We start from the raw sequence: 12326 nt of genomic DNA on the forward strand, positions 1-12326 counted from the left end.
CCGACGCGTCCCGCCACCATGGGCCGTGTGGGTTCGCCCCTCTCACTGACGCCGCAGAAGCGGCCGGGCGGAGGGTTCGCCTAGTCGCCGTCGGCGGTCGCCCGGATGCGGTGCAGGACTTCCTCGTAGAGGGGGCGTTTGTCCGGGCGGGCGTGGGCTGCGGCGTACCTGAGCGCGGGAGCCGCCGGCCCGGGCATCAGGGCCAGTCCCTCGCGCGCCGCCTCGCGGACGACCGGGTGCCCGTGGTCCAGCAGGCCGATCACGGCGGGGACCGCGGGTTCCCAGCCGGCGTGGCAGACCGTGCGGACCGCCAGGCGTGCCACGTCGGGCTGGGGGTCGTCCAGCAGGACCGCCGTGTGCCGGAGGTACGCCGGCCGGTCGAGCACGGCCCGCGCGGTCCGGTGGGCGTGGAGGCGGACGCCGGGCCTGGGGTGCCGCAGCAACGCGCCGATCAGGGAACGCAGTTCCGGGTCGGCGTCCGGGTCCGGGCCCCGGTGGTCCTCGGCCAGGCGGGTGAGCGCGCGGCGTATCTGCTCGGGGGTGCCCGTCCTGGCGAGGTCCAGCAGCTCGGTCCTGGACGGCGGTCCGGGAGCGTCGTGCCGCGCGGCCCGGGCGCGCTCGCGCAGTGCGGCAAGGGCGGCGGCGGCGTGCCGCCGCGCGTCCGGGCCGCGCAACGGCCCGTCGACCAGGCGGAGCCGGTCGGCGAGGTCGTCGCGCCCCTCGGCGCGCAGTCGCCGTCGGGTCCGGGTCAGGGCGGGCGTACGCAGCAACGGCCGGCCCGTGAGGAGGTCGAGGAACCCCCACACGCCGGCGTCGAGGCGGTCGGCGAGGGCGGCGGCCAGCGTGTCCCCCGGGATGCGGCGCAGGGCTTGTGCGGCGTCCGGCCGGACGGCGGGCGGGCCGTGCTCCCACCACTCGAGGAGCAGGGGCAGGAGCCGGTGCCGGTCCCCCGGGTCGTCGAGCCGCTGGGTCGCGAGGATCGCTCGGTCCGGCAGGATGTCACCGGACCGCAGTTCCGCCTCGCTCAGGGTGTTCAGCGCTCCGGCCGGCACCGCCCCGAGGGGCAGGTCGGCGCGGCCCTGGAGGAAGGCGCGCAGCACGTGGCGGGCGGCCTCGGGCTCGGGCCACCGCGCGAGCGCCAGGGCGGCGGCGTCGCGCCGCTGCGGAGCGGCGGCTTCCAGCAGGCCCAGCAGCCGCTCGCGCTGGGCGGCCGACCGGGGTTGGTCGAGGTCGTCGACGCGTACGCGTCGCGGTGCCGGGGCCGGTGCGGCGGCCGTCTCCGCCAGGGTCCAGGGCGGTGCGTCCAGGGGCTGAAGGGACGTCATCCAGTCGAGGAGCGCGGCGCGGACCTCGGGACCCGCGGGCCCGTAGGCGTCGATCAGGGCGTTCAGCCGTTCCCGTGAGCCCGGGGCGCCGTCGCCCGCGCACAGCCGGAACGCCTCCAGGGTGCCGGTCGTACGCACGGCTTCCCGCAGCGCGGCCCGCCATGCCGCCCGTGTCCCCGCTCCGTTCCCCGCGGCCGCGTCGGCGTGTGTCCTGGCGTCGGGCCCGTCCTCGGCGGGCACGGATGGCGACGGCACGGCGAAGGCGTCGCGCAGTACGGCCGTTTCGGCGCGCCACGGATCGGCGCCGGTCCGTACGGCGGCCAGCGCACGGTCGAGATCGGCGCGGACGAGTACGGCGTCGCAGTTCCGCAGCAGCGGCAGCGGGGAGCGGCCTTGGGTGGCCGCCGGGGGCAGGGCGCGCACCGCGTCCGCCACCGACAGTCTCGCGACGGCGGGCAGGAGCGGGGCGACCTCTTCGAGCAGCGCGACCAGACCCGCGCCGTTCCCGCCCGGCACGTCGGCGAGCTCGTCGAGCAGTACGGGCGCGAACCGGGTGAAGGTCGCGCGTTCACCGGCCGCCCACGGTGCGGGGCACAGCCGAAGCGTGAGCCGCAGCACGCGAGTTCGTACCGTGGGCGCGGGCGCGGAGGCCGCCAGACGCAGCCAGTCCGCGAGCATCGGCCGCAGTTTCCTCAACAGGTCGGCGGGTGGCGGCTCGTGCCGGTCCGCGAGGCGCAGCGCGACGGAGGGGTCCCAGCCCCCGGTCAGCAGCGAAGCGACGTCGCGGTCCGCCTCCCGTACGACGGGGTCCGGCTCCCGCACCGTGGCCCCGCCGAGACCGTGCCGGGCGAGCGCCGCCGCCAGCTCGTCGACCGACCCGGCGGCCAGACCCATCCGCCCGGCCGCCAGCAGGGCGAGCAACGTCGGCACGGCCGGTGATCCCTGGGTGTCCAGGGCCAGCACCGAGCGCGCCGGAAGTACGCCGTCGAGTCCGGCCAGGAGCAGTGCGCGCGTGCGCCCGTCACCGGCGCGCTCGGCGGCGGCGAGGAGGGTCGCGGCGTAGGCGTCGCCGAGGATCGCGCGCAGCGCCTCGACGAGTGCGTCGCGCAGCCCGGGATTGTCGTGGCGCCCGAGCCACCGCAGCAGGGCCGGCACGGCGGCGGGGGCGCCGGCCGGGACCAGGGCCCCGGCCGCGGTCTTCTTGACGTTCATGTTCGGGTGCCCGAGACAGGCCGCGATCTCGGCGGCCGCCCACGTGGCCCGCGCGTGCCCGAGGGCCAGGAGCGCCTGCCGTACGGTCTGGATGTCGTCGGCCGCGGTCAGCGTGATCAGGCTTGCCGACAGGGCCTCGGCGCCCTGCCCTGTGGCGTCCTGGGCGAGCAGCGCGACGACGCGCCCGCGCACCCGCCGGTCACGGGAGCGCAGCAGTCGGTGGACGCGGGGGCGGGTGCGGGCGCTGGGCGCTCTGAGCAGCAGTTCGAGCAGGATCGACTGCTCGTCGCCGGTGAGCCCTGGCCGGTCGAGGAGGCTCAGGGCCGTGTCCGCGACGAGTGCGGGGCCGGCCTGTGGTGTGTGCGGTGTGTCGAGGAGGCAGGCCGGCCGGATCTTTCCGCGCGCGTGGAGGCGGCGGCCGAGTGCGGACAAGGCGTCCACCACTTCCTGCGGCACGGTGGGTTCACCGGCGGGCTGCCCGCCGTCCGGGCCCCGGTGGGCCCGGTCCGGCTGCCGGGACGCGGCCAGGTCGCGTACGACGGCGAGCAGCAGATCGGTGATGACCGGCAGTGTGCCGGCGTCGCCGTGCGCCGCCAGCCGGCACACCGCCTCCACCGGCCGGGACGGGTCCACGTGGGAGCTGAGGACGGCCAGTTCGCGCGCGTCGGGGGCGCCGAGGTCGGTGGCGATACGGGGCGGCAGATCGGCCGGGGCGAGACGCGCCAGCAGGCGCTGCCTCCGGTGCGGTTCGGGACTCAGGTGCCACAGCAGTTCGAGGGCCCGGCCGCGCACGGCTCGGAGGTGGGGCGCGATCGTGTGCAGGGCTGTGTCCGGCGTCGCGTCGGGTGCCAGGCCGAGCCCTTCGGCCAGCGCCGCCGCGGTCCGTCGGCCGCCGATGGCCTCCAGGGCGTCCAGGGCGGCCGAGGGAGCCGTGGGCAGGAGGGCGAGTACGGCCTCTTCCGCGCCCGTGTGGCGCAGCCGGCGGATCGCGCCGAGGAACGGTCCTGGCGTGGGAGACAGGGGAAGCACCCGGGTGATCTCCTCCCCGACCGGCAGGTCGCCCGGCCCCTGCCCGGCGAGAGCGACGAGCAGGTCGAGCCGCCGGGGCCAGGCCGGGTCGTCGGCGGTCGTCTCCACCAGAATCCGGAACATCTCCTGGCGGCAGGTGAACAGGACCGTGGCGATCTCGTCGGGCGCGATCGTGTGGTCGGCGAGTGCCAGGGCGAGGACGGACCCGACGGTCCGCCCGTCCGCGAAGTGCCCCCGCCGGTGGAGACCGCGCAGGCAGGTCACGGCCGGCCCGCCCAGCAGCAACGGGTCGCGGACGGCGAGCGTCGTCAGGCCGTCGATGTCGCCGCGTTCCGCCACGTCGCCGAGGAGTTCCAGCGCCCGCCGGCGCAGGAGCGGCGGCAGTTCCGGGTCCTCGACGGTCTGCCGCAGTACGTCGCGGTGCCCGTGGCGGGCCGCGGCCGCGAGCGCCGCGTCGGCCACCTCAAGGTGGTCGGCCACCGCGTCCGCGGTGAGGAAGGAGGACAGGCGACGCTGCGGCAAGGGGTGCGGCGCGGCCCACGGCTGGGCGAGTTCGCCGAGTGCGGCGGCCACGACGTCGGCGCTGCCCGCGCCGAGCAGGGCGACCAGGTGCTCCCGTACGAGCCCGGGGGCCAGCAGTCCGGTGTGCAGGCCCTCGCGGGCCAGCCGCAGCGCCTCGGCCTGGAGCACCGGGTCACCGCTGTCCGCGAGTCCCGCCACGAGACGCGCGGGGCGGTGGGCGCTCGTGACGCTCGCTCCCCGTACGGCCTGGTACAGGAGTTCGCCCGGCGGTTCCTCCGTCAGGCGCTCCGGCTCGTTGAGGAGCTCGGCGCGCAGCAGGGCGATCCGTACGGTGACCGGCAGTCCGGCCGCGCGCCACGACGGCGGGCGCCATCCGCCCAGTCTCGGTCCGAGGCGCTCGTACAGCCGGGCCAGGACGAGCGCGGCCTCCGGCGACCGCGGCGTGAAGCGGGGCAACAGCTCCGCGAGTTCGGCCACATCGCGCTCGTCGGCCGGGCGGTCCTGCGCCACTCGCTGGGCCAGCAGGACCAGACGGGGGAGAGCGGGGTCGTCCGTCGGCTTGTGCACGGTCGGATACTAGGCGGGCCAATCACCGCCCCACCAGCGGGATTTACGGGCGGGGCGGGGCAGCCGACGGGGCCGAGGGCGCATGGTGCGGGCCGGACGGGAAACCAGTACGGCATCGGATCCCACCCGAGGAGGGCGTCGACCATGCCGATCACGTTCCGCAAGAGCTTCCGGATCCTCCCGGGGGTGCGGTTGAACATCAACCGTCACTCCTGGTCCATCACCACCGGTGGCCGCAACGGCCCCCGCCGCACCACCAGCAGCACGGGCCGCCGTACCTCGTCGATGGATCTGCCGGGCCCCTTCGGCTGGCGCAGGACCACGCGCACGCGCCGCCGGTGATCCACGCGATGCCCGGCCCGCGCGTACCCGCCGTCCCGTGCGACGTCCGGTAGGGCGCGCCCCCGGTGGGTCAGCGGGCGGCTTCGCGCCCGACCTTCGCGGCCCACAGGACGAGCGGGACCTGGAGCGGGAGCCGCGCGTAGGCGAGTGACTTGAGCGCGGCGGGCTTGTGCCGCCAGTCGTACGCCATCTTCACGTTGGCCGGGAAGACGCCCGCGAAGAAGCACGCGGCGGCGACCGCGCTCACCCGCCGCGTGCGGGGCACGGCGATGCCCGCCGCCAGCAGGAGTTCGGCGACGCCGCTCGCGTGCGTCCATGCGCGGGGGCTTCCCGGCAGTGCCTGCGGAATGGTGGCGTCGAAGGGCTTGGGCGCCACCATGTGGGCGGCGCCCGCCGCGGCGAGCAGTCCCACGAGCAGACGCGCGGAACGGTCGGTGGCGTTCAACGGGGCCTCCTGGGCGGTCCTGGGGTGAGCGTGTGCGCGGGGCGGCACACGATCGAGCGCGGTCGTGCGGTCCATGGGTTCAGCGGTCGCGCGGCATTGCGGTGCGGATGCAGTCGCGCGGCATTCGCGGTGCGGTCAGGCAGTCATGCGGTCCAGCGCCGCGGCACTCCCGGCAGCCTGATAATTACCCGCCGGTACGCCGCAGTGCTAGACATCGCGTCAACAGCCCGCCGCCCTGCGTTCCGCGAGGAACGCCTCGGGAGCCTCCTGATGCACCAGGTGGCCCACGTCGAGGGTCACCGGACGCCGTTCGCCGGTACGCCGCGCAGTCCGGCGTCGAAGAAGGCGCCGACCGTCCGGACGAACCAGCCGGGGTCGTCGAGCCACGGGAAGTGCCCGCCGCCGGGCTGTACGGCCAGCTCGGCTTCGGGGAAGAGCGCGGCGACCTCGGTGGCCCGCTCCGGGGTGGGCACCCCGTCGCGTTCGCCCGCGAGCACCAGCACGGGCGCGGCCCAGTCCGCCAGCGCGGCGCGGGTCGCCGGCGGGTCGAAGGCGCTCTGCGTGGCGAACACCTGCGCCGCCGCGCGGTTGAGCTGGCGCGGGCTCGCCGCCGCGTGCGCCCGCGCGGCCTCGTCCCAGCGCCCGTAGAAGAACGGGTAGGCGGAACCGGTCGTCTCCTCGCCGCGCAGCTGCGCTTCGAGAGCGGCGTACGCCTCCTCGAACCACGGCTCGCCCCTCCGCGCCCGCGCCGCCGAGAGCCGGTCCTCGGCCGTCACGGGCACCCCGGCCGCCCACGCGGTCGGCGTGACGAGCGCCAGACGCCGTACGCGCCCGGGGTGGGCGGCGGCGTACAGCATGCCGAGACTGCCCGCCGCCGAGTGTGCCAGCACGTCCACGCGCTCCAGGCCCAGATGCTCGCGCAGCGCCTCGACGTCGTCGACGAGGCGCTCGCAGCGGTACGTCGCCGGGTCGTCCGGGACGGCGGAGTCGCCGGTGCCGCGCAGATCGAACAGGACGAGCTGCCGGTGCGCGGAGAGTCCCCCCAGATCGCCGAGGTAGGCGGACGCCCGCATGGCGCCGCCGGGCAAACAGATCAGGGGCTCTCCCGCACCGACGAGGTGGTAGGCGAGCGCGGTGCCGTCGTACGCGCTGAACATCCTGGTGCCGCATGTCCCCGTAGCCGTCATGTACAAGATCATTACAAGTGCGGGGCGGACAAAGCAATCCCATTCTCTTGACGCCCGAGCGGCCTCCTGGATTACTGGCCCCGGAAGATCAACCGAATGATCGGTTGTCCGGTCGGTACGGGAGTGTCACTCATGGCGGTTCTGCTGGACGCGGCGGAGGAGCTCGGGCGCGAGGAACTCGGGGCGCTGCAACTGGACCGGTTGCGGACGACTCTGCGGCACGCGTACGAGAACGTCCCGTTCTACCGCCGGTCGTTCGACGAGGCCGGGCTGCGCCCCGACGACTGCCGTTCGCTCGCCGACCTCGCCCGCTTCCCGTTCACCGTCAAGACCGACCTGCGCGACAACTACCCCTTCGGGATGTTCGCCGTCCCGCAGTCCGACGTCCGCCGCCTGCACGCGTCCAGCGGTACGACGGGCCTCCCGACGGTCGTCGGCTACACCCAGGGCGACCTGGACATGTGGGCCGACATGGTCGCCCGCTCGATCCGCGCGGCCGGCGGCCGCCCCGGTCACAAGGTGCACGTGGCGTACGGATACGGCCTGTTCACCGGCGGACTGGGCGCGCACTACGGGGCCGAGCGCCTCGGCTGCACCGTCATCCCCGCCTCGGGCGGCATGACCGCGCGCCAGGTGCGCCTGATCCAGGACTTCGGCCCCGAGGTCATCATGGTGACGCCCTCCTACATGCTGACGCTGCTCGACGAGTTCGAGCGCCAGGGCGTCGACCCCCGTAGCACCTCCCTGAAGGTCGGGATCTTCGGGGCGGAGCCGTGGACCGAGGAGATGCGGCGCGAGATCGAGGAGCGGTTCGCGATCGACGCCGTCGACATATACGGGCTCTCGGAGGTCGTGGGATCGGGCGTGGCCCAGGAGTGCGTGGAGACCAAGGACGGTCTGCACATCTGGGAGGACCACTTCTACCCGGAGGTCGTCGACCCGGTCACCGGCGAGGTGCTGCCGGACGGCGAGCAGGGCGAGCTGGTGTTCACGTCGCTCACCAAGGAGGCCATGCCGGTCGTCCGCTACCGCACCCGTGACCTCACCCGGCTGCTCCCGGGAACGGCCCGTCCGGGCTTCCGGCGGATGGAGAAGGTCACCGGCCGCAGCGACGACATGGTCATCGTGCGCGGCGTGAACCTCTTCCCCACCCAGGTCGAGGAGATCGTGCTGCGTACGCCCGGGGTCGCCCCGCACTTCCAGCTCCGGCTGACCCGCGAGGGGCGGATGGACCGGCTGACGGTACGGGCGGAGGCCCGGCCGGAGGCCACCGGCGACCAGCGGGCCGCAGCCGCGACGGCGATCGCGGCCGCCGTCAAGGAAGGCGTCGGGGTCACGGCCGGGGTGGAGATCGTCGACCCCGAGACGCTGGAGCGGTCGGTGGGCAAGCTCAGGCGGATCGAGGATCTGCGGGAGAAGTGAGCGGAGCCAGGCGGTCCCGCAGTTCGCGCTTGAGGATCTTCCCGCTGGCGTTGCGCGGCAGCGCGTCGACGAGGACCACCCGTTTCGGGGCCTTGAAGTGGGCGAGCTTCTCCCGGGCGTGGGCGAGGAGTTCGGCCTCGCTCACCTCGCCGCGCGGCACGACGACGGCGGTGACGGCCTCGATCCACCGCGCGTCGGGCAGGCCGACGACCGCGGCCTCCGCGACGCCGGGGTGGGTGTAGAGCGCGTCCTCGACCTGCCGGGAGGCGACGAGCACGCCACCGGAGTTGATGACGTCCTTCACGCGGTCGACGACGGTGAAGTAGCCCTCGCTGTCGCGCGTGGCGAGGTCCCCGGAGCGGAACCACCCGTCGCGGAAGGCGTCCCTGGTCTCGGCCGGCTTGTTCCAGTACCCCTCGCACAGCTGGGGCGACCGGTAGACGATCTCGCCGGCCGTCCCGTCCGGGACCTCCGCGCCGTCCTCGTCGACGACCTTGGCCTCGACGAACAGCACGGGCCTGCCGCACGAGTCCATCCGCCCCTCGTGCTCGTCCGGACCGAGGACCGTCGCGAGGGGGCCGATCTCGCTCTGCCCGAAGCAGTTGTAGAAGGCGAGAGCGGGCAGCCGGCCGCGCAGCCGCTCCAGTACGGGTACGGGCATGACGGAGGCGCCGTAGTACGCCTTGCGCAGTCCGCCCAGGTCGCGGGTGGCGAAGCCGGGATGCCGGGAGAGGCCGATCCAGACCGTGGGCGGGGCGAAGAGACTGTCCGCCCGCCCCGCCTCCACCAGGTCGAAGATCGTCTCCGCGTCGGGCGCGTCGATGACGGTGTTCTCGGCGCCGACCGCGAGATACGGCAGCAGGAACACGTGCGTCTGGGCCGAGTGGTAGAGCGGCAGCGAGTGCACCGGACGGTCGCTCTCCTTGAGGTCCAGCGCGGTGATGGCACTGACGTACTCGTGGACGAGCGCCCGGTGCGTCATCATCGCCCCCTTGGGGAGCGCGGTCGTGCCGGAGGTGTAGAGCAACTGCACGATGTCCCGGGCGTCCCGGTCCGCGTCGAACGGGCGCGGCGTGCCCAGCGCGCCGAGCAGCGAACCCTCGGCGTCGCGCAGCGGGCGTACGGGCACACCGCGCGGCAGCCGGTCCGCCAGGGCCGGGTCGGCGAGGACCAGCGCGCTGCCGGAGTCTTCGAGGATGTACGTCAGGTCGTCACCGGTCAGGTGCTGGTTGACCGGCACATGGACGAGCCCCGCCCGGGCGCAGGCGAGGAAGGCGATCAGGTACGCGTCGGAGTTGTGGCCGTAGGCGGCCACCCGGTCGCCGTCCTCCAGGCCGTGGGCGACGAGTTCTGCCGCGGCGGTGGACACGGCGGCGTCCAGCTCGGCGTACGTCCAGGACCGGTCCGCGTACCGCAGGGCGGTGCGGCCCGGGGTCCGGCGGGCGCTGCGGCGCACGATCCCGTCGACGGTGCTGCTGCGTACGTCTGTCGTCATGGCGTGATCCTGGGGCGGGGCGCCGAGCGGGGTCAAGGGGCCGAACGGGCGCGGGCCCGGGTCCGCGGCGGGGGTCGACGGCGATGACCCGGCGGAGCCGGTGGAGGGTTCGGCGGGGCCGGTGGAAGGTCCGGCGGCCGGATACCGAACGGGACGTTGACATGAGCGCGCCCGGCTGCGTGCATGGACCAATCACTGCGCCAACTTCTGCGCACCGCAGTCACTTTGGGAGGCACGTTGCACTTCCGCACCCGCCTGAGACGCCTCGCGCTCACCTCCATCGCCCTGGTGACGGCCGCGGCCGCGCTGCCTCCGGCCACGGCCGGGGCCGACGACGGCTCCCGCGACCGGCACCCGTCGTCCGGCCGGCTGTCCGCCCTGATCCGCTACACGGAGTACGGCGTCCCGCACATCGTGGCCAAGGACTACGCGAACCTGGGCTTCGGCACCGGCTGGGCCCAGGCCGCCGACCAGGTGTGCACCCTCGCCGACGGCTTCGTGACCGTGCGCGGCGAGCGCTCGCGCCACTTCGGCCCGGACGCGGCGCCCGACGGCTCCCTCTCGTCGGCCGCCAGGAACCTGTCCAGCGACCTGTACTTCGCCGGGGTGCGCAAGGCGGGCACGGTCGAGAAGCTACTGGCCACGCCCGCCCCGGCCGGGCCCAGCCGGCAGATCGAGGAGTCGATGCGCGGCTGGGCCGCCGGGTACAACGCGTGGATCGCGCAGAACCGCGTCACCGACCCGGCCTGCGCGGGCGCCGACTGGGTGCGCCCGGTCACACCCCTGGACGTCGCCCGGCGCGGCTTCGCGGTGTCCGTGCTCGGTGGTCAGGGGCGCGCGGTCGACGGCATCACCGCCGCGACGCCGCCGGGCTCCGCGCCGGTCGCCGAGGCCGACCCCGGGCGGACGGCGCGTGCGGCACGCGAGCTGTTCGCTGCGGACGGCGCCGACATGGGGTCCAACGCGGTGGCGTTCAGCGGGAAGACCACCGCCAGCGGACGCGGACTGCTGCTGGGCAACCCGCACTACCCGTGGCAGGGCGGCCGGCGCTTCTGGCAGTCGCAGCAGACCATCCCGGGCGAACTGAACGTCTCGGGCGCCTCCTTGCTCGGCACGACCATCGTCGGCATCGGTTTCAACGAGAAGGTGGCCTGGAGCCACACCGTGGCGACCGGCGTCACACTCAACCTCCACGAGCTGGAACTGGATCCGGCCGACCCGACGGCGTACCTCGTGGACGGCAAGCCGGAGCGCATGACGCAGCGGACCGTGTCGGTGCCGGTCAAGGGCGGCCCGCCGGTCACCCGGACGCAGTGGTGGACCCGCTACGGGCCGGTCGTCTCAGGGCTCGGCGCCACGCTGCCCCTCCCCTGGTCGGCGACGACGGCGTACGCGCTCAACGACCCGAACGCCGCGAACCTGCGGGGCTCCGACACCGCGCTCGGCTTCGCCAAGGCCCGCTCCACGCGGGACATCCACAGCACCCTGCGCCGCGTCCAGGGCCTGCCCTGGGTGAACACCGTCGCCGCGGACTCCGCCGGGCACTCGTTCTTCAGCCAGGCGCAGGTCCTGCCCCGGATCACCGACGAGCTGGCGGGGCGCTGCTCGACGCCGCTCGGGAAGGTGACGTACCCGGCCTCCGGAGTCGCCGTACTGGACGGGTCGCGCGCCGACTGCGGGCTCGGCTCCGACAAGGACGCGGTGCAGCCGGGGATCTTCGGCCCGGCGCGGATGCCGGTGCTCAAGGACGCGCCGTACGCCGAGAACTCCAACGACAGCGCCTGGCTGACCAACGCCGACCGGCCCCTGACGGGCTACGAGCGGGTCTTCGGCACGGTCGCCACGCCCCGCTCCCTGCGCACGCGCGGCGCGGTCGAGGACGTGTCGGCCATGGCGCGCGGGGGCCGGCTGACGGTCGGCGACCTGCAGCGCCAGCAGTTCGCGAACCGGGCGCCCGCCGGAGACCTGGCGGCGGCCGACGCGGCGAAGGCGTGCACGGCGCTGGCGGCGGAGCGTCCGGACCTCGGCCTGGAGGAGGCGTGCGAGGCGCTGGGGCGCTGGGACCGGACGGTGAACACCGACAGCGCGGGCGCGCTGCTCTTCGACCGCTTCTGGCGCAGGCTGGTGGCATCGGTGCCCCCGGCGCAGCTGTGGAAGGTGCCCTTCTCCGCCGCGGATCCGGTGCGTACGCCGCACACGCTCAACACGGCCGCGCCCGGTTTCGCGAGCGCCCTCACCGGGGCGGTGTCGGAACTCAGGGCGGCGGGCATCGCGCTGGACGCGCCGCTGGGCAGGCACCAGTTCGCCGTACGCGACGGCGAGCGCCTCCCGCTGCACGGCGGCACGGAGTCGCTCGGCATCTGGAACAAGATCGAGCCCGTGTGGGACGCGGCGGGCGGCGGCTACACGGGGGTGTCGACCGGCTCCAGCCACATCCAGGCGGTGGGCTGGGACGGCGGCCGGTGCCCGGTGGCGCGCACGCTGCTGACGTACGCCCAGTCGTCGAACCCCTCGTCGCCGCACTACAGCGACCAGACCCGGCTCTACTCGGGTGAGCGCTGGGTGACGTCCCGGTTCTGCGAGAAGGACATCCTCGGCTCGCCCGCCCTGCGGGTGGAGCGGGTGCGCGAACGCTGACGCCACGGCATCGTCGCGCCGGGGCCCCCACCGCTGTGGTGAGGGCCCCGGCGTGTGGGGGGCTCCGGGCGTGGGGGGCTCCGGATGTGGGGGCTCCGGGCGGAACGGTTCGTGGCCTCGCTCGGACGGCGCGCTGGTGGCCC

Annotated in this window: 7 protein-coding genes; 3 read left to right on the forward strand and 4 right to left on the reverse strand. The window is 74.8% G+C overall.

Features of this window, described 5'->3' with window-relative positions; translation table 11 throughout:
• Window positions 1-80: 80 nt before the first annotated feature.
• Window positions 81-4655 carry a HEAT repeat domain-containing protein gene (locus IE185_RS12385; RefSeq protein WP_189715146.1) on the reverse strand — a complete coding sequence of 1525 codons (4575 nt, stop codon included), beginning with the start codon at window positions 4653-4655 and terminating at the stop codon, window positions 81-83.
• Window positions 4656-4799: 144 nt separating this feature from the next.
• Between IE185_RS12385 and IE185_RS12390 the strand changes: the two genes are divergently transcribed.
• On the forward strand, window positions 4800-4997 hold the full coding sequence (locus IE185_RS12390) for a DUF4236 domain-containing protein (protein ID WP_138898346.1): 198 nt from the start codon (window positions 4800-4802) through the stop codon (window positions 4995-4997).
• 70 nt (window positions 4998-5067) lie between these two features.
• Here the strand turns inward: IE185_RS12390 and IE185_RS12395 are convergent, their stop codons facing one another.
• Both IE185_RS12395 and IE185_RS12400 read right to left on the reverse strand, forming a co-directional pair.
• On the reverse strand, window positions 5068-5442 hold the full coding sequence (locus tag IE185_RS12395; RefSeq protein WP_138898345.1) for a DoxX family protein: 375 nt from the start codon (window positions 5440-5442) through the stop codon (window positions 5068-5070).
• Between the two features lie 296 nt (window positions 5443-5738).
• Window positions 5739-6629: an alpha/beta fold hydrolase gene (locus IE185_RS12400; RefSeq protein WP_229843464.1), complete on the reverse strand. Its 891-nt coding sequence runs from the start codon at window positions 6627-6629 to the stop codon at window positions 5739-5741.
• Window positions 6630-6761: 132 nt separating this feature from the next.
• On the opposite strand from IE185_RS12400, the gene paaK reads away from it, so the two are divergent.
• Entirely contained in the window at window positions 6762-8051 is a 1290-nt protein-coding gene (gene paaK, locus IE185_RS12405) for a phenylacetate--CoA ligase PaaK (RefSeq protein ID WP_138898344.1), read from the forward strand.
• On the opposite strand, the gene IE185_RS12410 is transcribed toward paaK, so the two are convergent.
• Entirely contained in the window at window positions 8020-9546 is a 1527-nt protein-coding gene (locus IE185_RS12410) for an acyl-CoA synthetase (RefSeq protein ID WP_189715147.1), read from the reverse strand. The two genes, paaK and IE185_RS12410, sit on opposite strands and share 32 nt — an antisense overlap.
• Window positions 9547-9783: 237 nt before the next feature.
• On the opposite strand from IE185_RS12410, the gene IE185_RS12415 reads away from it, so the two are divergent.
• Window positions 9784-12183, forward strand: a complete 2400-nt coding sequence (locus tag IE185_RS12415) for a penicillin acylase family protein (protein ID WP_138899144.1) — start codon at window positions 9784-9786, stop codon at window positions 12181-12183.
• Window positions 12184-12326 lie beyond the last annotated feature (143 nt).

This window comes from Streptomyces chryseus, from assembly GCF_014650755.1.
GTDB lineage: Bacteria > Actinomycetota > Actinomycetes > Streptomycetales > Streptomycetaceae > Streptomyces > Streptomyces chryseus.